The organism is Cellulomonas uda (assembly GCF_006538705.1).
GTDB classification, from domain to species: Bacteria; Actinomycetota; Actinomycetes; order Actinomycetales; family Cellulomonadaceae; genus Cellulomonas; species Cellulomonas uda.
The window spans coordinates 53,864-74,271 of the sequence record NZ_BJLP01000012.1; the positions used below are offsets into that span (position 1 = coordinate 53,864).

General features: G+C 73.6%; 16 protein-coding genes. 11 read left to right on the plus strand and 5 right to left on the minus strand.

Annotation, left to right across the window (positions count from 1 at the left end; translation table 11 throughout):
• Positions 1–78 precede the first annotated feature (78 nt).
• The 4 genes from secD (at position 79) to CUD01_RS05070 (ending at position 6,181) form a co-directional block, all read left to right on the plus strand.
• Complete coding sequence (gene secD, locus CUD01_RS05055; RefSeq protein ID WP_141319260.1) at positions 79–2,028, plus strand: protein translocase subunit SecD; 1,950 nt, start codon at positions 79–81, stop codon at positions 2,026–2,028.
• Entirely contained in the window at positions 2,028–3,122 is a 1,095-nt protein-coding gene (gene secF / locus CUD01_RS05060; protein WP_141319234.1) for a protein translocase subunit SecF, read from the plus strand. Before secD ends, secF begins: the two co-directional genes overlap by 1 nt.
• The gene (locus CUD01_RS05065; RefSeq protein WP_094180107.1) at positions 3,119–3,673 is read left to right on the plus strand and encodes an adenine phosphoribosyltransferase; all 555 of its coding nucleotides are present in this window, start codon (positions 3,119–3,121) and stop codon (positions 3,671–3,673) included. Before secF ends, CUD01_RS05065 begins: the two co-directional genes overlap by 4 nt.
• 120 nt (positions 3,674–3,793) lie before the next feature.
• Entirely contained in the window at positions 3,794–6,181 is a 2,388-nt protein-coding gene (locus CUD01_RS05070) for a RelA/SpoT family protein (RefSeq protein WP_244937662.1), read from the plus strand.
• Here CUD01_RS05070 and CUD01_RS16430 read toward each other — a convergent pair.
• From CUD01_RS16430 to CUD01_RS05085, 3 genes are all read right to left on the minus strand, one after another.
• Positions 6,139–6,777, minus strand: coding sequence for a hypothetical protein (locus CUD01_RS16430; protein ID WP_166772002.1), 639 nt, complete (start codon positions 6,775–6,777; stop codon positions 6,139–6,141). The genes CUD01_RS05070 and CUD01_RS16430 overlap by 43 nt on opposite strands.
• A gap of 61 nt (positions 6,778–6,838) precedes the next feature.
• Positions 6,839–8,488, minus strand: coding sequence for a DUF349 domain-containing protein (locus CUD01_RS05080; RefSeq protein WP_094180105.1), 1,650 nt, complete (start codon positions 8,486–8,488; stop codon positions 6,839–6,841).
• Positions 8,485–9,279, minus strand: coding sequence for a peptidylprolyl isomerase (locus tag CUD01_RS05085; protein WP_371860754.1), 795 nt, complete (start codon positions 9,277–9,279; stop codon positions 8,485–8,487). Before CUD01_RS05085 ends, CUD01_RS05080 begins: the two co-directional genes overlap by 4 nt.
• 207 nt (positions 9,280–9,486) lie before the next feature.
• On the opposite strand from CUD01_RS05085, the gene CUD01_RS05090 reads away from it, so the two are divergent.
• From CUD01_RS05090 to aspS, 4 genes are all read left to right on the plus strand, one after another.
• A complete protein-coding gene (locus CUD01_RS05090; RefSeq protein WP_141319236.1) occupies positions 9,487–10,215 on the plus strand; it encodes an MBL fold metallo-hydrolase in 729 nt (242 codons plus the stop codon).
• A gap of 44 nt (positions 10,216–10,259) precedes the next feature.
• Positions 10,260–11,639, plus strand: a complete 1,380-nt coding sequence (gene hisS, locus CUD01_RS05095; RefSeq protein WP_141319238.1) for a histidine--tRNA ligase — start codon at positions 10,260–10,262, stop codon at positions 11,637–11,639.
• Between the two features lie 91 nt (positions 11,640–11,730).
• Positions 11,731–12,759, plus strand: coding sequence for an Rv2578c family radical SAM protein (locus CUD01_RS05100; protein ID WP_141319240.1), 1,029 nt, complete (start codon positions 11,731–11,733; stop codon positions 12,757–12,759).
• A 121-nt stretch (positions 12,760–12,880) separates the two neighbouring features.
• Positions 12,881–14,665, plus strand: coding sequence for an aspartate--tRNA ligase (aspS, locus tag CUD01_RS05105; protein WP_094180101.1), 1,785 nt, complete (start codon positions 12,881–12,883; stop codon positions 14,663–14,665).
• Positions 14,666–14,765: 100 nt separating this feature from the next.
• On the opposite strand, the gene CUD01_RS05110 is transcribed toward aspS, so the two are convergent.
• Both CUD01_RS05110 and CUD01_RS05115 read right to left on the minus strand, forming a co-directional pair.
• The gene (locus tag CUD01_RS05110; protein WP_141319242.1) at positions 14,766–15,104 is read right to left on the minus strand and encodes a hypothetical protein; all 339 of its coding nucleotides are present in this window, start codon (positions 15,102–15,104) and stop codon (positions 14,766–14,768) included.
• Between the two features lie 19 nt (positions 15,105–15,123).
• Positions 15,124–17,358: an MMPL family transporter gene (locus tag CUD01_RS05115; RefSeq protein ID WP_244937663.1), complete on the minus strand. Its 2,235-nt coding sequence runs from the start codon at positions 17,356–17,358 to the stop codon at positions 15,124–15,126.
• A 139-nt stretch (positions 17,359–17,497) separates the two neighbouring features.
• Between CUD01_RS05115 and CUD01_RS05120 the strand changes: the two genes are divergently transcribed.
• The 3 genes from CUD01_RS05120 (at position 17,498) to CUD01_RS05130 (ending at position 20,261) form a co-directional block, all read left to right on the plus strand.
• Positions 17,498–18,895 (plus strand): replication-associated recombination protein A, encoded by a 1,398-nt coding sequence (locus CUD01_RS05120; RefSeq protein WP_141319246.1) that lies wholly within the window; start codon positions 17,498–17,500, stop codon positions 18,893–18,895.
• A gap of 228 nt (positions 18,896–19,123) precedes the next feature.
• On the plus strand, positions 19,124–19,750 hold the full coding sequence (gene rpsD / locus CUD01_RS05125) for a 30S ribosomal protein S4 (RefSeq protein WP_094180098.1): 627 nt from the start codon (positions 19,124–19,126) through the stop codon (positions 19,748–19,750).
• A 142-nt stretch (positions 19,751–19,892) separates the two neighbouring features.
• Positions 19,893–20,261, plus strand: coding sequence for a DUF948 domain-containing protein (locus tag CUD01_RS05130; RefSeq protein ID WP_094180097.1), 369 nt, complete (start codon positions 19,893–19,895; stop codon positions 20,259–20,261).
• Positions 20,262–20,408 lie beyond the last annotated feature (147 nt).

The window sequence follows — 20,408 nt, forward strand, 5'->3', positions numbered from 1 at the left end:
CACGAGAGAAGAACTCCGTTGGCCCCACCCACACGCCGCCGCCGGCCGGTCCGCACGCTGATCACGCTCGTGGTCCTCATGCTCCTGCCGTTCATCGCGGTCTTCATCGGAACGAAGACGTCCGACGCGACCTGGACGCCCAAGCTCGCCCTCGACCTCGAGGGCGGTACGCAGATCATCCTGACCCCGGTGACCACCGACGGCCGGCAGCCGACCTCGGAGGACATCACCCAGGCGATCAACGTCATCCGGCAGCGCGTCGACGGCTCCGGTGTCGCCGAGGCGGAGATCTCCAGCCAGGGCGGCAACAACATCGTCGTCGCGATCCCCGGCAAGGCGTCCGAGGAGACCATCGCGGCCGTGAGCCGGTCGTCGCACATGGAGTTCCGCCCGGTGCTCGTCGAGGACTACGCGATCACCGCGCAGCCGTCGGCCGACCCGAGCGTCGACCCGAGTGCCGGTCCCAGCGCCGACCCGAGCGCCGAGCCGACATCGGCGCCCACCGCGGGCGAGTCCGCCGAGCCGTCGCCGACGCAGTCGAGCGACACGACGGCCGACGCGACCGACGACGAGAGCGCGCCCGCCACGGCCGAGCCCACCGAGCAGCCGACCGCGCAGCCGAGCGACGCCGCCTCGCAGGAGCCGTCGCCGGCCGCGACCGCGCCGAGCGAGCCGACGTCGGCGAGCGACAAGGCGTACTGGGTCACGGACGAGGTCCAGGCCCAGTTCGACGCGCTCGACTGCACGGACCCGGCGAACCTCGCCGGCGGTGTCTCGGGCGACCCGGACAAGGCGTTCGTCGCGTGCGGCGTCGACTCCGACGGCAACAGCTCGATGCTGAAGTACATCCTCGGCCCGGTCGAGATCGACGGTTCCGAGATCTCGTCCGCGGGCTCCGGCCTCGAGACCCTCGCGAACGGCGCCATCGGCAGCCGCTGGATCGTGAACATGGAGTTCACGTCCAAGGGCGCCAAGGAGTTCTCGGACGTCACGACGCGACTGGCGTCGCTCACGACGCCGCAGAACCAGTTCGCGATGGTGCTGGACGGCCTCGTGATCTCGGCACCGAGCGTCGACAAGACGATCCCGAACGGCAAGGCGCAGATCTCGGGCAGCTTCAACCAGACGACCGCCGCGTCGCTCGCGAACCGCCTGAGCTTCGGCTCGCTGCCGCTCAACTTCGAGGTGCAGTCGGAGCAGCAGATCTCCGCGACGCTCGGCACCGAGCAGCTCCAGAAGGGTCTGCTCGCGGGTGTCATCGGCCTGCTGCTCGTCGTCGTGTACTCGCTGATCCAGTACCGCGCGCTCGGCCTGCTGACCGTCGCGTCGCTGATCGTCGCCGCGACGCTGACGTTCGGTGTGATCGCGTTGCTCTCGTGGACGCAGGGTTACCGCCTGTCGCTCCCCGGCGTCGCGGGTCTGATCGTGGCGATCGGTATCACCGCGGACTCGTTCATCGTGTACTTCGAGCGCATCCGTGACGAGCTGCGTGAGGGCCGCACGCTCGGTGCCGCGGTCGAGCGGGGCTGGGCGCGTGCCCGCCGCACGATCCTGGCGTCCGACGCGGTGAACCTCATCGCGGCGATCGTCCTGTACTTCCTCGCCGTCGGTGGCGTGCGAGGGTTCGCGTTCACGCTGGGCCTGACCACGGTCATCGACGTCATCGTCGTGTTCCTGTTCACGCACCCGGTGATGGAGCTCATCGCCAAGACGAGGTTCTTCAACGAGGGCCACGCGGCATCCGGCCTCGACCCGCGCCGCCTCGGTGTGCCGGGGACGCGTTACGTCGGCCGCGGCAAGGTCGCGATGGGCCGGCGCGAGGACACCGAGCCCGGCGAGGGCTCGCTGGCCGCCGAGGTCCGGACGCCTGTCGCGTCCGGTGTCGGTGGCCGCGGGGACGGGCTGACGATCGCGCAGCGCAAGGCGGCCGAGCGTGCGGCGCAGCAGCGCCTCGCGCAGGACCCGGTCGCTGACGCACCGACCGACGACGCGACCGGCGACGCGCCGGCCGAGGGGAGCGAGCGCTGATGGCCGTCGGATTCGCCCAGTGGGGCAACGACCTGTACACGGGCCGCCGTTCGTACGACATCGTCGGCCACCGCCGGGCCTTCTACCTGGCGTCGGCGATCCTCGTGCTGATCTCGGGGTTCCTGCTCGTGAAGCCGGGGCTCAACCCCGGGATCGAGTTCCGCGGGGGCTCGGAGTTCGTCGTCTCGGGCATCGAGGGCGAGCGCGACCAGCAGCTCGCGATCGACACCGTGCTCGCGGTCGCGTCGCAGGAGTCGCCCGAGGTGACCAACCTCGGAGGGGATTCGCTGCGCATCCAGGTCGCCGAGCTCACGGACGCCGAGCTCAAGGAGGTCGCCTCGGCGCTGCAGGCCGCGTTCGACGTCTCGCAGGACGAGATCACGACGCAGTTCGTCGGCCCGACCTGGGGCGCTGACGTGTCCAGCAAGGCCATCAGCGGCATCGTCGTGTTCCTGGTGTTCGTCTCGGTCGTGATGACGGCGTACTTCCGGAACTGGCGCATGGCGCTGGCCGCGCTCATCGCGCTCATCCACGACCTGGTGATCACGGTCGGCCTGTACGCGGGTGTCGGCTGGGAGGTCACGCCCGCGACGGTGATCGGCTTCCTGACGATCCTCGGGTACTCGATCTACGACACCGTCGTGGTGTTCGACAAGGTGCGGGAGAACACCGCCGACACGCTCGACCAGACGCGGTTCACGTACGCGGAGAAGGCCAACCTCGCGGTCAACCAGACGCTGGTGCGGTCGATCAACACCTCCGTCGTCGCGCTGCTGCCGGTGTCCGCGATCCTCTTCGTCGGCGCGTTCATCCTCGGTGCGGGCACGCTGCGCGACATCGCGCTCGCGCTCTTCGTCGGCATGCTCGTCGGCGCGTACTCGTCGATCTTCCTCGCGACGCCGCTCGAGGTGAGCCTGCGCGAGCGCGAGCCGCGCATCAAGGCGCACACCGCCAAGGTCCTCGCCTCGCGCGTCCCCGGAGCGGAGGGTGAGGCCGTCGCGGCGGCGTCGACCGTCCGTGCCGTGGGCCAGCTCCGGGCGGGCGCGCACCAGGGACAGGCCGCGCAGCCGAAGCGGCGCAAGCGCTCGCGATGAGTGATCTCGTCACCGGTGACCCGGCCCGCGACGCCGTCGCGCGCCGGGTCACCGAGCTCGTCCGGCTCGTCCCCGACTACCCGCAGCCGGGAGTGCTGTTCCGCGACATCACGCCGTTGCTCGCCGACGCGCGCGCGTTCGCGGACGTCGTGGCGGCCATGGCGTCGGTGGCGGGTCAGGTCGACCTCGTGGCGGGCATGGAGGCTCGCGGCTTCCTGCTCGCCGGTCCGGTCGCGACCGCGCTCGGCGCGGGCCTCGTGCCTGTCCGCAAGGCCGGTAAGCTGCCCGGCCCGACCGCGTCGGCCACGTACGCGCTCGAGTACGGCGAGGCCGAGATCGAGATCCACCCGGCGACCATCACCCCCGGTGCGCGGGTGCTCGTCGTGGACGACGTGCTCGCCACGGGCGGCACGGCCGCCGCGACGGTCGGGCTGCTGCGCTCCTGCGGCGCGGACGTCGTCGGCCTGTCGTTCCTCGTGGAGCTCGCGGGTCTGGGCGGGCGTGCGCACCTGCCCGGGCTGTCCGTCGACACGGTGCTCACCGTCGACTGAGACGACGTCCGGGCTCACCGCGGGCACGCGAGCGCACACGGTGAGCCCGCCGGCACGGGTCCCTCGGCGGGCCCTCGCGCGGACGACCCGTCGTGCGGACGTAGACTCGTGCGATCCAGCGTGAGCAGCACGGAGGGAGACCGGGTGGCCGAGGACCTCGTCGCGCCCGCCACGGGCGATCGGTCGCCGTCAGCCGCGGCCCAGCCCACCGGGTCGGCGCCAGCGACCGGGGAGCAGTCCGGCTCGTCGGCGTCGCGGGTGCGCGCGCGTCTGACCCGGTTCGGCGGGACCCGAGGTCCCGCGTACCCCGCGCTCGAGCCCGTCCTGCAGGCCGCGCGAGCGAACCACCCGAAGGCCGACCTCGGCACCGTCGAGCGTGCGTACGTCGTGGCCGAGCGCGCGCACCGCGGCCAGCTCCGCAAGAGCGGCGACCCGTACATCACGCACCCGGTCGCTGTCGCGACGATCCTCGCCGAGCTCGGCATGACCCCGTCCACGCTCGTCGCGGCTCTGCTGCACGACACGGTCGAGGACACCGAGTACTCCCTCGAGCAGCTGCGGCGCGAGTTCGGCCCCGAGGTCGCGATGCTCGTCGACGGCGTGACGAAGCTCGACAAGGTCACTTATGGCGACGCGGCGCAGGCGGAGACGGTCCGCAAGATGGTCGTCGCGATGGCCCACGACATCCGCGTCCTGGTCATCAAGCTCGCCGACCGCCTCCACAACGCGCGGACCTGGAAGTTCGTCCCCGCCGCGTCGGCCGAGAAGAAGGCGCGCGAGACGCTCGAGATCTACGCCCCGCTCGCGCACCGGCTCGGCATGAACACGATCAAGTGGGAGCTCGAGGACCTGTCGTTCGCGACGCTCTACCCGAAGGTCTACGACGAGATCGTGCACCTCGTCGCCGAGCGCGCGCCCGCGCGCGAGGAGTACCTGGCGGTCGTGCGGGACCAGGTCGGCGCGGACCTGCGCGCCGCGAAGATCAAGGCGACCGTGACGGGCCGGCCGAAGCACTACTACTCGATCTACCAGAAGATGATCGTGCGCGGCCGCGACTTCGCCGACATCTACGACCTGGTGGGCGTGCGCGTCCTGGTCGACACGGTCCGTGACTGCTACGCGGCGCTCGGCGCGCTGCACGCGCGGTGGAACCCGGTCCCCGGCCGGTTCAAGGACTACATCGCGATGCCCAAGTTCAACCTGTACCAGTCGCTGCACACCACGGTGATCGGGCCGGGCGGCAAGCCCGTCGAGATCCAGATCCGCACGCACGACATGCACCGGCGCGCGGAGTACGGCGTCGCCGCGCACTGGAAGTACAAGGAGAACGCGAAGAGCAACGGCGGCACGCAGACCGAGGCGCCCGGCGGCGGTGACATGGCGTGGCTGCGCCAGCTCGTCGACTGGCAGCGCGAGACGGCCGACCCGACCGAGTTCCTCGACTCGCTGCGGTTCGAGATCGCCGGCTCCGAGGTGTACGTGTTCACGCCGAAGGGTGACGTCATCGCCCTGCCGCAAGGCTCGACGCCCGTCGACTTCGCCTACGCGGTGCACACCGAGGTCGGGCACCGCACGATGGGCGCGCGCGTCAACGGGCGGCTCGTCCCGCTGGACTCCACGCTCGAGAACGGCGACGTCGTCGACGTCTTCACCTCGAAGTCCGAGACCGCCGGCCCTAGCCGCGACTGGCTGGGCTTCGTCAAGAGCCCGCGTGCCCGCAACAAGATCCGCCAGTGGTTCTCCAAGGAGCGCCGCGAGGAGGCCATCGAGCACGGCAAGGACTCGATCGCCAAGGCGATGCGCAAGCAGAACCTGCCCATGCAGCGCCTGCTCTCGCACGAGTCCCTCGTCGCCCTCGCGTCCGAGATGCGGTTCGCGGACGTCTCCGCGCTCTACGCCGCCGTCGGCGAGGGCCAGGTCGCCGCGTCGACCGTCGTGCAGCGCCTCGTGCAGGCGCTCGGCGGGGAGACGGGCGCCGAGGAGGACCTCGCCGAGACCGCGCGCCCCGGCCCGACCGCGCGGCGTGTGCGCACGGGCGACCCCGGTGTCGTGGTCCGTGGCGTCGACGACGTGTGGGTCAAGCTCGCGAAGTGCTGCACCCCTGTGCCGGGTGACGACATCGTGGGGTTCGTGACGCGTGGCGCGGGCGTGAGCGTGCACCGCGCCGACTGCATCAACGTCGAACAGCTCCGCCAGCAGCCCGAGCGCATGCTCGACGTCGAGTGGAGCCACACCTCGTCGTCGCTGTTCCTGGTGCAGATCCAGGTCGAGGCGCTCGACCGGGCGCGGCTGCTCTCGGACGTCACACGGGTCCTGTCGGACCACCACGTCAACATCCTGTCGGCGTCGGTCTCGACGTCGCGCGACCGGGTGGCGATGTCGCGGTTCGTGTTCGAGATGGCCGAGCCCTCGCACCTCGCGTCGGTCCTCGCGGCGGTGCGCAAGATCGAGGGCGTGTTCGACGTCTACCGCATCACCGGGGCCCGGCCCGACGACGCGCTGCGCTGAGGTTCGCCGCGCGCCACGCCGAGGGACGCGACCCGCCGGCCCGCGTCCTCGAGTGCGCCGAACGCGCGTCGCACGTGCCGGCGCCCCGTCATGGCGGCGAGGCGCGCACGCACCTCCTGCAGGTCCACCCCGCACGAGGCGAGCGCCACGAGCCGCTCGACGGCCGCGGCACCCTCCACCCAGCGCGCGACGTCCGCGCCGGTCCGCACGGGTGAGGTGACGGGGACTCCCGCGACGAGGACGACGTCGCCCTGCGCGAAGACGGTCTCCGCGCTCGCGCGGTCCGGCCGCGCGTCCGGCCGTCGCACGCCGACCGGCACCAGGACGCACGCCCGGGCCGGGGCCCGACCCCCCGCGTGCACCCAGGCAGCGGCGTCCCGGCCGAGCACGCCGTGCCGGGGGAGCGCCGGTGCGAGCGCCTGCGCGCGGTCGTCCGGCTCGGGCGGACGCTCGGTGGTGACGGCGACGTCGTCGGTCAGCGCGACGAGCACGCCGTCGAGCTGCATGCCCACCCACTCCCCGGGCGGCAGGTCGCCGCGGCGCACGAGGCGCGGGAGGACGCACGGGGCGGGAAGCAGCGAGAGGGCGTCGGCCATCCCGTGAGGATGCCCGACGCCCTCCGGCGGCGTGCGCGCGCCTGTGGACAGACGCGACCGGTCAGCCGCGCGCGTCCTGCGCGGCGCGCTGCACCTGCTCGAGCCAGGCCCGACGCGCGTCGAGCGCGGCCTGCGCCTCGTCGATGCGGCGCTGGTCCTTGGCGGCCTTCGCCTTCTCCAGGTCGGCCTCGAGGCCCGCGATCGCCTGCTCGAGCTGCGCGGCCGCGCCCTCGGCACGGGCGCGCGTCTCAGGGTTGGACCGCGTCCACTGCTTCTGCTCCGCCTCGCGGATCGCGGTCTCGACCGCCCGCAGCCGTCCCTCGACGCGCTGGATGTCGGCACGCGGCACCTTGCCCGCGGCCTCCCAGCGGTCCTGGATGCCGCGGATCGCCGCCTTCGCCGCGCCGAGGTCCGTCACGGGGAGCAGTGCCTCGGCCTCGACGAGGATGGCCTCCTTGACCTCGAGGTTCGCCCGGAACTCCGCGTCGGTCGCCGCGTTCTGCGCGTCACGGGCCGCGAAGAACGCGTCCTGCGCCGCGCGGAACCGCGCCCACAGCGCGTCGTCGTCGGCACGGCTCGCGCGGCCCGCGCTCTTCCACTGCGTCATGAGGTCGCGGAAGGCACCCGCGGTCGCGCCCCAGTCGGTGCTCGACTGCAGCCGCTCGGCCTCGTCGACGAGGCGCTCCTTGGCGGCCTTCGCCTGCGCGTTCGACTGCTCGAGCTGCGCGAAGAAGTGCCGACGCTCACGGTCGAACGTGGTGCGCGCGTGGCTGAACCGCTTCCACAGCGCCTCCTCGGTCGGCCGGTCCAGCCTCGGGCCGGAACGCTGCGCGTCCTTCCACTGGTCGAGGAGCGCCCGCAGCTGCTCACCCGCGGGGCGCCACTGGATGCGGCCGGGGTCGGTGGCGGCGATCCGCTCGGCCTGCTCGACGATCGCCGTGCGGGCCTCCACCGCCGCCGCGCGGGCGGCCTGGCGCTCGGCCTCGGCCTGGGCGCGGCGCTCGGCGGCGACGCCGCGCAACGCGTCGAGACGCGCGCGCAGCCCGTCGAGGTCGCCCACCGCGGCCGGCTCGGCGGTCTCCTCCGTGAGCTTGGCGAGCGTCTGGTCGATCTCCTTGACCGACAGGTCCGTCGCCCCCAGGCGCGCCTCGAACAGCGCGACCTTCGCCTGCAGGTCGAGGAACCGGCGCACGTACAGCGCGAGCGCCTCCTGCGCCGTCGCGCCCGGGAACTGGCCCACGACGCGCTCACCCGACGCCTCGCGCACCGTCACGGTGCCCTCCGCGTCGACCGAGCCGAACGTCGCGGCGTGCGCGGCCTCGGCGGCATCGACCGGAGGCACCGGTGCGACGGCCGGGCCGGCCGCCGCGGGGGCGGCGGGCGTCGCGACCGGGGGCCGGGGGAGCGGACGGGCGCTGGGCTTGACCGAGGCCGGCGTGGGCCGCGGCGTCGGAGCCGGAGCGGCGCCGGCCTCCGGAGCGGCGGTCTCGTCGGCTGCGGGCTCGACAGGGGTGTCGTCGGTGGGCGCCGCCTCGGTGACGGGTGCCTCGTCGGATGCCGCCTCGTCGGCCGGCGCGTCGACGACCTCGGCGGGCTCGGGCGTCGCGTCCACGTGCGTCTCGGCTTCGGGAGCGTCCTGCTGCGGCGTCTCGACCTGCTCGGCGGCGGCGTCGGCCGTGCTCGGGGCCGACTGGTCCGGGGTCTGCGTCACTGGATCTTCACTCCCTTGATGATGACGTCGGACACGGGAGAGCCGTCGGTCGACCCGTCCGCAGTGCCCGCGTCGGCGATGGCCGTGACGACGTCCAGACCGGACGTCACCTTGCCGAACACGGTGTAGCCACCCGCCCCGTCGGACGGGATCCTGCTGTCGTCGTAGACGATGAAGAACTGCGAGCCCATCGAGCTGCCGTTGCCGCTCTGCCGCGCCATGGCGATGGTGCCCGCGGGGTACTGCTCGTCGGCGGGGGCGTTCTCGACCGGACCCCACGAGTACCCGGGTCCGCCCATGCCGGTGCCCTCGGGGTCGCCGCACTGCAGGACGTAGATGCCGTCCGTGGTGAGGCGGTGGCACTTCGTGCCGTCGAAGAACCCGTCCTGCGCGAGCGTCACGAAGTTCGCGACCGCCTGGGGTGCCGCGGCGCCGTCGAGGCTGATGCCGAGCGCGCCCTGGCCGAGCGTGATCTCGCCGGTCCACGTGCGGTCCTCGGCGAGCGCCGGGGCGGGGACGAGGTCGGAGTTCGTCGGCTCGCCGGTCGGTGCGCCCGCGGTGGCGGCCGGCGAGACCGGATCGGTCGGGGACCCGGCGGTGTCGTCGGACCCACCGGCGACGACCGCGGCGACGACGCCGATCACGACGACCAGCGCCCCGACGACCGCCCCCGCGACGATGCGCTGGCGGCGCTGGCGCGCCCTGGCCTCGGCCTGCCGTGCCTGCCACTTCTCGAACCGGCGGCGCTCGTACTCGCGCTCGCGCTTGTTGGACACCCGCTTGTTGGACACCCGCACTCCTCGCGTGACTGTCGATGCACCGTACGAGCGGACGTCTCCCGCACCGTCGCACTGTGGAACCCCGGACAGTCTAGGCAGGTGACAGGGGTGTGCGATCCGCACGCCGCGCGCTGGGACGGCGTCCGGGTGACACGCGCTGGTCCCGGCGGCCGCGGCGCGCGTCGCCCGGCCGTCCGCGGGGCGTCTAGCCTGCCTCTCGTGGAGCTCCTGACGGTCCTGTCCCCGGTGTTCGGTGCCCGCACGAGCGTGCTCGTCGCGGACGACGGTGCGTGCGTCGTCGTGGACGCGGGCGCGCTCGTCGCCGACGCGGTCGCCGCGCTCGTCGAGGAGCGGGGCCTCGCCCCGCAGGGTGTGCTCGTCACCCACGGCCACGCGGACCACGTGTGGGACGCCGGACCGCTCGCTCGGCGGCTCGGCGTCGCCGTGCACGTCCACGCGCGCGACGCGTACCGGCTCGCGGACCCGTTCGGCACGCTCGGCGTGCTCGGGGGAGCGTCGCACTACCCGGCCGGCCCGCTCGCGCAGGCCCTGGCCGCGGTCGGGGCCGACCCGGCGGCGTTCGAGCGTCCGGACGACCTGCGGACGTTCGGCACGCCGCGCGGTGCGGCCCCCGACGACGCGGGGGAGCGCGACGAGGACGTGCGGCTCGAGCTCGGGTCGATCGCCGTCGTGGCCCGGCACGCGCCCGGCCACACCGAGGGCTCCACGCTCTACCTCGTCGACGGCCTCGCGTTCACGGGCGACGTGCTGTTCGCGGGGACCGTCGGGCGCACCGACCTGCCGGGCGGCGACCAGGCGGTCATGACCCGCACGCTGCGGGACGTCGTCGCGCGCCTCGACCCGGCGACGCAGGTCGTGCCGGGGCACGGCCCGACGAGCGAGATGCGTCGGGAGCTGGCGACCAACCCGTTCCTCGCGGCGCGCTGACCGCACCGCGCCGAGCGGGTGCGCGCGTCTGGGAGGATCGGGGCATGGCGCGACCGACACCCCTGTCCGGATTCCCCGAGTGGCTGCCCGAGGGGCGCATCGTGGAGCAGCACGTGCTCGACGTCCTGCGGCGCACGTTCGAGCTGCACGGGTTCGCGGGCATCGAGACGCGGGCGGTCGAGCCGCTCGACCAGCTGCTGCGCAAGGGCGAGACGTCCAAGGAGGTGTACGTGCTGCGCCGGCTCCAGGAGGAGCCCGACGCGGCGCCGGAGCGCGCGGGCCAGCTCGGCCTGCACTTCGACCTCACCGTGCCGTTCGCGCGGTACGTGCTGGAGAACGCCGGCCACCTGGCGTTCCCGTTCCGCCGCTATCAGATCCAGAAGGTGTGGCGCGGCGAGCGGCCGCAGGACGGCCGGTTCCGCGAGTTCGTGCAGGCCGACATCGACGTCGTCGGCGCGGGGTCGCTGCCGTACCACTACGAGGTGGAGCTCCCGCTCGTGATGGCGGAGGCGCTCACCGCGCTGCGGGAGATCGGGCTGCCGCCCGTGCGCATCCTCGTGAACAACCGCAAGGTCGCCGAGGGGTTCTACCGCGGGATCGGTCTGACGGACGTCGAGGGCGTCCTGCGCAGCATCGACAAGCTCGACAAGATCGGCGCGGACGCGGTGGCCGGGCTGCTGGTCGCGGAGACGGGTGCCGGCGAGGACCAGGCGCGTGCGTGCCTGAGGCTCGCCGGGATCAGCGGGACCGACGAGGACGTCGTCGACCGGGTGCGCGAGCTCGCCGTCGAGGTGGGCGCGCAGCACGAGCTGCTCGACGAGGGTCTGGGCGAGCTCGGGCAGCTGGTGCGCGCGGCACAGGACCGAGCCCCCGGCGTCGTCGTCGCCGACCTGAAGATCGCGCGCGGGCTCGACTACTACACGGGCTCCGTCTACGAGACGGTGCTCGTCGGGCACGAGCAGCTCGGTTCGATCTGCTCGGGGGGCCGCTACGACACGCTCGCGTCCGACGGGGCGACGACGTACCCGGGTGTCGGCCTGTCGATCGGCGTCTCGCGGCTGGTGTCGCGCCTGCTGGGGGCCGGTCTCGTGCGCGCGACGCGTGCGGTGCCGTCCGCGGTGCTCGTCGCGGTCGCCACGGAGGAGGACCGGCACCGGTCGGACGCGGTCGCCTCCGCGCTGCGTGCGCGGGGCATCCCGGTCGAGGTCGCGCCGTCGGCGGCGAAGTTCGGCAAGCAGATCCGCCACGCGGACCGCCGGGGGATCCCCTTCGTGTGGTTCCCCGGGCCCGCCGAGGCGGGAGGGACCGCGGACGAGGTCAAGGACATCCGCTCGGGCGAGCAGGTGCCGGCGGACGCCGCGACGTGGTCGCCGCCCGCCGAGGACCTGCTCCCGCGCGTGGTCGCCGCGTCGGCGCAGGACTGAGCGCCCCCGCACCGGCCGTCGCACGGCCGTGACCGACCGGTCGTGACCGTCTGGTCTTGATCGCCATGCGTACGTGTGTTCGAATCGACGCGTGCGGTGGGACGGTCAGAAGCTGGAGCAGGACGCCGGCGTGCTCCCCGGGCTGGAGCTCGCGGGACTCGTGCGGACGGTCCGCACGCCCGAGTTCGCGGGCGTCACGTTCCACGAGATCCACGCGCGGACGGCGCTGTCGCACGTGCCCGCCGCGTCGCAGGTCCCGTTCCGGTGGACCGTGAACCCCATGCGCGGCTGCCTGCACCGGTGCGTGTACTGCTTCGCGCGGGGCACCCACCGGTACCTGGACCTCGACGCGGGCGAGGACTTCGACACGCAGATCGTCGTCAAGACCAACGTGGCCGACGTCCTGCACGCCGAGCTCCAGCGGCCCTCGTGGACCCGCGAGCACGTCGCGCTGGGCACCAACACCGACCCGTACCAGCGGGCCGAGGGTCGCTACCGCCTCATGCCGGGCGTCATCGACGCGCTGGTCGGCTCGGGCACGCCGTTCTCGATCCTCACGAAGGGCACGCTCCTGCGCCGTGACCTGCCCCTGCTCGCGGACGCGGACGTCCCCGTGTCGCTCGCGGTGTCCGTCGCGGTCCTGGACGACGAGCTGCAGCAGCGACTCGAGCCCGGCACGCCGACCGCGCGCGCCCGGCTCGACCTCGTGCGCGCGATCCGCGACGCGGGGCTGCCCGTGCACGTCATGGTCGCCCCGGTGCTGCCGTGGCTCACGGACTCGACCGACCACCTCGACCGCCTCTTCGCGCAGGTCGCGCAGGCCGGTGCGCAGCGCGCGACCGTCCTGCCGCTGCACCTGCGGCCCGGCGCGCGCGAGTGGTTCACCGCGTGGCTCGAGCGCGAGCGTCCCGACCTCGTCGCCGCGTACCGGCGGGTGTACGGGGACGGGTCGTACGCGCACCGGGAGTACCGGCAGTGGCTCGCGCGGCGGGTGGCCCCCCTGCTGGCCCGCCACGGACTCGACCGTCCCGACGGTCAGGCCGCAGGCGGTCTGCGCTGGGGGCGTCGCGAGGCGCTCGCGCACGACGCCGCCGCCCAGGTGCAGCCCAGCCTGTTCTGACCGCACGAGCCGCGGGTGCCGGCCGCGGATATCCGGGCGGGCCGGGGCGTCGCGCGCAACTATGATCGTCGGGGCCCCCCAGGGGGCCGCAGACCCCGATCCCTGAACCGAAGGACCTTCCGTGCTGCGCACCCACACCGCCGGCTCGCTGCGGGCCGAGCACATCGGCTCCACCGTCACCCTCACGGGCTGGGTGGACCGCCGGCGCGATCACGGCGGCGTCGCCTTCGTGGACCTGCGGGACGCGTCGGGGATCGCCCAGGTCGTGATCCGGGACGAGGCCGTGGCGCACGGTCTGCGCTCGGAGTACGTCCTGCAGGTCACCGGTGAGGTCGGCCGTCGGCCCGAGGGGAACGAGAACGCGAACCTCGCGACGGGTGAGGTCGAGGTCGTCGCGACCGAGGTCGTGGTCCTCAACGAGTCCGCGCCGCTGCCGTTCCAGGTCTCGTCGTCGCTCGACGAGCAGGTGGGCGAGGAGGCGCGGCTCAAGCACCGCTACCTCGACCTGCGTCGCCCCGCTCCCGCGCGCGCCCTGCGCCTGCGCGCCCAGGCCAACCGTGCCGCTCGCGCCGTGCTCGACGCGCACGAGTTCGTCGAGATCGAGACGCCCACGCTCACGCGCTCGACCCCCGAGGGTGCGCGTGACTTCCTGGTGCCCGCGCGCCTGTCGCCCGGCAGCTGGTACGCGCTGCCGCAGTCGCCGCAGCTGTTCAAGCAGCTCCTCATGGTCGCCGGCATGGAGCGCTACTACCAGATCGCCCGCTGCTACCGGGACGAGGACTTCCGCGCCGACCGGCAGCCCGAGTTCACGCAGCTCGACGTCGAGATGAGCTTCGTCGAGCAGGACGACGTGATCGCGCTGGCCGAGGAGGTGCTGGTCGCGCTGTGGCGCCTGGTCGACGTCGAGATCCCGACGCCGATCCGCCGGATGACGTTCGCCGAGGCGATGGAGAAGTACGGGACCGACAAGCCGGACCTGCGTTTCGGTCTCGAGCTCACCGAGCTCACGGAGTACTTCCGCGACACCCCGTTCCGGGTGTTCCAGGCGCCGTACGTGGGCGCCGTCGTCCAGCCGGGTGGTGCCGCGACGCCGCGCCGCGGGTTCGACGCGTGGCAGGAGTGGGCCAAGCAGCGCGGCGCCAAGGGCCTCGCGTACGTGACGGTCGGCGAGGACGGCGAGCTCGGCGGGCCGGTCGCCAAGAACATCACCGACGACGAGCGCGCCGGGCTCGCGGCGGCCACGGGGGCGCAGCCCGGTGACGCGATCTTCTTCGCGGCGGGCAAGCAGTCCGAGGCCCGCGCGCTGCTCGGTGCCGCGCGGCTCGAGATCGGCCGCCGCGGCGGGCTGATCGACGAGTCGCAGTGGTCGTTCGTGTGGGTCGTCGACGCGCCGCTGTTCAAGCCCACGGGCGAGGACGACGACGTCGCGGTCGGCGGGGGCGCCTGGACCGCGGTGCACCACGCGTTCACGTCGCCCACGCCCGAGTGGATCGACACGTTCGAGCAGGACCCAGGCCAGGCGCTCGCGTACGCGTACGACATCGTGTGCAACGGCAACGAGATCGGCGGCGGGTCGATCCGTATCCACCGTCGCGACGTGCAGCAGCGCGTCTTCGAGGTCATGGGCATCGGCCCGGACGAGGCGCAGGAGAAGTTCGGCTTCCTGCTCGACGCGTTCCAGTTCGGCGCCCCGCCGCACGGCGGGATCGCGTTCGGCTGGGACCGCATCGTCGCGCTGCTCACCGCATCGGAGTCGATCCGCGAGGTCATCGCGTTCCCGAAGTCGGGTGGCGGCTACGACCCGCTGACGCAGGCGCCCGCACCCATCACGCCCGAGCAGCGCCGTGAGGCGGGCGTCGACGCGAAGCCGAAGGCGGCTGCCCAGGTGGCCGAGCCGTCCGCCTGAGCCGCGCGCCCTGGACGACGGGGCCCGGTCCGTCGACGACGGCCGGGCCCCGTCGTCGTCGTGGTGACCGTGCGGCGCCGTCCAGCCCCGTGCAGCCTCCTCACCACCGGGTCGGGGGCGGCCCGGCGTCGTCGGAGAACGAGGCGTGCCGGGTGGGTGGCTCGACCGCGGGTACGGTCGGCGGCGGTCGGCGTGCAGCACGCAGCGCGCGGCAGGTGCTCCACCAGCAGGCGGCGGCGAGTGCTGGTGTCGACAGCAGCGCGGTGAACCACGAGAGCGCGTCGCCCGACTCGGGGCTGGACGCACCTGACACGACGTACCGCACGTAGGCCATGAGGACGACGAACCCGGCGACGGACGCGGCCGTCCACGCGGCGATCGCCGTCGGCGAGCCTGCGCGCGGTGGTCGTGACGCCGTCGCGGCGCTCGGGTCGGTCACCGGCATCGTCGTCCCGCTCTCAGTGCGTGATCGCCAGGCGCGCGTGCACGCGCCTGGCCCACCGCGGTGCCCACCAGTTGGCCTCGCCGAGCACCGTCATCGTCGCGGGGACGAGCACGAGCCGGACGACCGTCGCGTCGATGAGGACCGCGACGGCGAGCGCGAAGCCGACCTCCTTGATGACGAGCAGCTGCCCCGCCATGAAGCCGGCGAACACCAGGATGATGATCGCCGCGGCGGACGTGATGATCCGGCCGGAGCGCTGCAGGCCGAGTCGCACGGCGTCGTCGGTCGAGCGGCCCTGGTCGTGCAGCTCCTTGATGCGGGAGATCAAGAAGACCTCGTAGTCCATCGCGAGCCCGAAGCCGAACGCGAGGACGAGCGCGAGCACGTACGTCTCGATGCCGCCGGTCGAGATGAAGCCCAGCAGGTCGTCGAGATGGCCGTCCTGGAACGCCCACACGAGGACGCCCACGGACGCCGCGAGCGAGAGCGCGTTGGTCAGCAGGGCCTTGACGGGGAGCACGACGGACCCGGTCATGAGGAACAGCAGCAGCAGGGTCGCGACGACGACGATGAGCACGGCGAGCGGGGCGTCCTCCTGGAGCGCCGCGACGAAGTCGATCTGGAACGCGGCCTGGCCGGTCACCCAGGTGGGGAACCCCGGGTCGAGCGACCGGATCTCGGTGACGACGTCGCGCGCGACGCTCCCGCCGGCGTCGGCGGAGTCCGGGCGGACGCCGATCACGACGTACGGACCCGACGCGGTGGGCGGGTCGACCGACGCGACACCGTCGAGGGCGGCGAGCTCCTGCGCCCAGGTGCCGCCGGCCTCGAGCGACGTCTCGGCGACGACCGTGACCGCGGGTGACGCCGCGGCGGGGTACTCGCGGGCCAGCGTCTCGACGAACTGCCGCTGCGTGCTCGCGGGCGGCAGGAGGCCCGTGGTCGAGCTGCGCAGCTCGAGGTGGGTGAGCGGCAGCGCGAGGACGAGCAGGACGAGCACGGCGCCGCCGAGGAACCGCCACGGGTGGCGCTGCACGCGCTCGGCGAGCCGCGAGAACGCGCCCTCCTCGCTCGCGGTGTCCACGGTGCGGGCGAGGACCGCGCGCACGCCGGGGACGCGGGACAGCAGCCCCGGGCGCAGGAGGCGTCGACCGGTGAGCGTCAGGAGCGCGGGGACGAGGGTGAGCGCGGTGGCGACCGCGATGAGCACGACGGCCACGCCACCGGCGCCGATGGCCCGCAGGATGTCGGGGGTGAACACCAGGAGCGCGCTGATGGCGATCGCGACGGTCACGGCGGAGAACGCGACCGTGCGCCCGGCGGTCGCCATCGTCCGCTCGACGGCGGCCGCGACGGCGCCGTCGCCGCGGCGACGCCGTGCTGCCCGTCCGCCGTCGTCGTCGACGAGGCGGTGCAGCTCCTCGCGGAAGCGCGACACGATCAGGAGCCCGTAGTCGATCGAGAGGCCGAGACCGAGCACGGTGACGACGTTGACGACCGACGAGTCGACGTCCATGACGTGGCTGAGGCCGAGCACGGCGGCGAGCCCGCCCGCGATCGAGGCGAGCGCGCCGGCCATGGGCATCGCGGCGGCGAGGAAGCCGCCGAACACGAGCACCATGACGACGAGTGCGAGCGGCAGCGTCACGGCCTCACCGGTGCGCAGGTCCTGGCGGACCTGCGAGGTGACCTCCTGGACGATCAGCCGTGACCCGCCGACGACGCCGGTGGCGTCGGGTGCGACCTCGCGCAGGTCGTCCGGCACCCGGTCCAGCCGCCGGACCACCGCGTCGAGCGCGGCGTCGCGTTCCGTCGGCCGCAGCGCGGGGTCCAGGTCCACGACGACGAGGAACCCGTCGCCCGACCGCGCGAGCAGCGGCGCGGCCGCAGGGTTCTCGACCCCGCCGGGCAGCGCGACCGGGTCGATCACGGACTCGACACCGGGGATCGCCCCGAGGTCGCGGCGTGGTGCCTCGAGCGCGGCGCCGAGCCCCGTGTCGGTGGGGTCCACCCCCGAGACCACGAGCGTGACGGACGTCCCGCCGTCCTGCGACGCGTAGAGCAGGTCGCGCCCCTGGACGCTCTCGGAGCGCGGGACGGTGGGCTCTCCGGTGCTCACGCGGTCGAACACGGACTCGCCCTGGACACCGACGACCGCGAACGCGTAGCCGAGCGCGGCGAGGACGAGCCACACGACGACGACGGTGCGGGGACGGTGCGCGACGAGGCGGCCGAGTCGGGCGAACACGGCGCCATGCTCGCAGGTCCAGGGACGGGCGCGCACACCAGCGCGCCGCGCTGTGGACGAGGGGGTGCCGGCGCGCGACCCCGAGCGTCGGCCGGCGCACCCGCCCGGACGCGTGGGCGCCGCGACGTACGCTGCGCGCATGGACCTGTTCGACGCGGTGAGCTCGACGGCCGCCGGCGTCCCCGCGCCGTCGGCGAGGGCTCCCCTCGCCGTGCGGATGCGCCCGCGCTCGCTCGAGGAGGTCGCCGGCCAGTCGCACCTGCTCGTCCCCGGGTCGCCGCTGCGCCGGCTGGTGGAGCCCGCGGGGGACTCGGAGCGCCGGGCCGCGCCGTCGTCCGTCGTGCTGTGGGGCCCTCCGGGCACGGGCAAGACGACGCTCGCGTACCTGGTCGCCGCGACGTCGGGCCGCCGGTTCGTCGAGCTGTCCGCGGTGACGGCGGGCGTGAAGGACGTGCGGCAGGTCGTGGACGACGCGCGGCGCCGGCTCGCCGCGGGCGGGGACGAGACCGTCCTGTTCATCGACGAGGTGCACCGGTTCACCAAGGCCCAGCAGGACGCGCTGCTGCCGAGCGTCGAGAACCGGTGGGTCACCCTCGTCGCGGCGACCACGGAGAACCCGTCCTTCTCCGTGAACTCGCCGCTGCTGTCGCGCTCCCTGCTGCTCACCCTCCAGCCGCTGGGCGTCGAGGACGTGCGGGCGCTCGTGCGGCGGGCGGTGGCCGACGAGCGTGGTCTCGCCGGGAGCGTCGAGCTCGCCGAGGAGGCCGAGGAGCACCTGCTGCGGCTGGCGGGGGGCGACGCGCGCAAGGCGCTGACGATCCTCGAGGCCGCCGCGGGCGCGGCGCTGAGCGACGACGAGCGCGTCCCCGCCACCGACCCGGACACCGCTGGCCAGCCGGTCCCCGTGCCGGTCGACCTCGCGACCGTCGAGCGGGCGATCGACGTCGCGGCGGTGCGCTACGACCGGGACGGCGACCAGCACTACGACGTCATCAGCGCGTTCATCAAGTCGATGCGCGGCTCGGACGTGGACGCCTCGCTGCACTACCTCGCGCGGATGATCGCCGCGGGGGAGGACCCGCGGTTCATCGCGCGGCGCATCGTCATCGCGGCCGCCGAGGACGTCGGCATGGCGGACCCGAGCGCGCTGCAGACCGCGGTCGCCGCGGCGCAGGCCGTGCAGCTCATCGGCATGCCCGAGGCGCGGATCGTGCTCGCCGAGGCGGTCGTGCACCTCGCGACGGCGCCGAAGTCGAACGCGGCGTACGTGGGGGTGGACCGTGCGCTGGCGGACGTGCGGGCGGGGCGCCTCGGTTCCGTGCCGACGCACCTGCGCGACGCGCACTACCCGGGTGCGAAGCAGCACGGCCACGGTCAGGGGTACGTGTACGCGCACGACGAGCCGCACGGCGTGGCCGCGCAGCAGTACCTGCCCGACGAGCTCGTCGGCTCCCGGTACTACGAGCCGACCGACCGCGGGTACGAGCGCCAGGTCGCGGACCGCCTCGACCGGATCCGCCAGATCCTCGGGCCGTGACGCACCTCCCAGGGGCGGATTCGTCGTGGCGTGCTCCCGCCGGGTAAGGTTGTCCGGTCATGTGCGCCGCCGTGCCCTCGGCGGGCGTCGTACAGGACCACCCTGGGGCCTTAGCCAGGACGCCGCAGCGGCAGCAGAGCGCGGTCGCGTCCCTCGAAGGTCGGCCCCACGCCGACGGACCACCGTCCGTCGGGCGTGACGTCAACGAACACGACAGGAAGTACAGCTGTGAGCAGTGTGACCCGTTCGCGCCGCCAGGTCCGCCTGAGCCGCGCCCTCGGCCTGGCCCTGACGCCCAAGGCCGTCAAGCACTTCGAGAAGCGCCCCTACCCGCCCGGTGAGCACGGCCGCGCGCGTCGCCGCACCGAGTCGGACTACGCGGTCCGTCTGCGTGAGAAGCAGCGTCTGCGCGCTCAGTACGCGCTCCGCGAGAAGCAGCTCGCGCGTGCGTACCAGGACGCCCGCAAGGCCCCGGGCCTGACCGGTGAGGCGCTCGTCGAGATCCTCGAGACGCGTCTCGACGCGCTCGTCCTGCGCTCGGGCTTCGCCCGCACGATCCTGCAGGCGCGCCAGGCCGTGACGCACCGTCACATCCTCGTCGACGGCAAGATCGTCGACCGCCCGTCGTTCCGCGTGAAGGTCGGCCAGACCATCCAGGTCAAGCCGAAGAGCCAGGCGACCACGCCGTTCCAGGTCGCCGCCGCGGGCGCGCACCGCGACGTGCTGCCGGCCGTCCCGGGCTACCTCGACGTCCAGCTCGAGAAGCTGTCGGCCGTCCTGGTCCGCGACCCGAAGCGCGCCGAGGTCCCCGTGACCTGCGAGGTCCAGCTCGTCGTCGAGTACTACGCCCGCTGACGCAGCTCGCACCACGTCACGGAGCCCCGTCGCGCGACCTGCGCGGCGGGGCTCCGTCGTGCTCCGCCGACGCGGACGCCCGGGTGCGTGCTCGCGCACGCCGCACGGGTAGGGTGCAACAGTCATCGAGGAAGGACGAGGGATGTCGGTCTCAGACGTCGCGGGGCTGGTCGCGGCCATCGCCTTCGTGCTGCTCGTGGGCCTGCTCGCGGTCCCGCTGCTGAAGCTGGGGCGTGTGCTGGACGAGACGCGCAGCTCAGTCAAGGAGCTCACGGACCACACGGTGCCGGTGCTCGACGAGGCGGCCCAGCTCGTCGCGTCCTCGAACGGCCAGCTCGACAACGTCGACAAGGTCACGACCGCCGCCGCGCAGGTGTCGCAGAACGTGTCGGCGCTCACCGCGCTGTTCGCGGCCACCGTCGGGGGCCCGATGGTCAAGGTCGCCGCCTTCTCGTACGGCGTGCGACGCGCGTTCGGCGGGTTCGCCGCCGGGGCACGCAAGGTCCGCTGATGCGCCGGCTGTTCTGGGTCGGCGTGGGCGTCGCCGTCACGGTCGTCGTGGTCCGCAAGGGCCGGGCGGTCGCCGAGGCGTACCTGCCGCAGGGCACGACCGACGTCGTGGCGGGCGCGACGTCGCTCACGCGCGCGTTCGCGACCG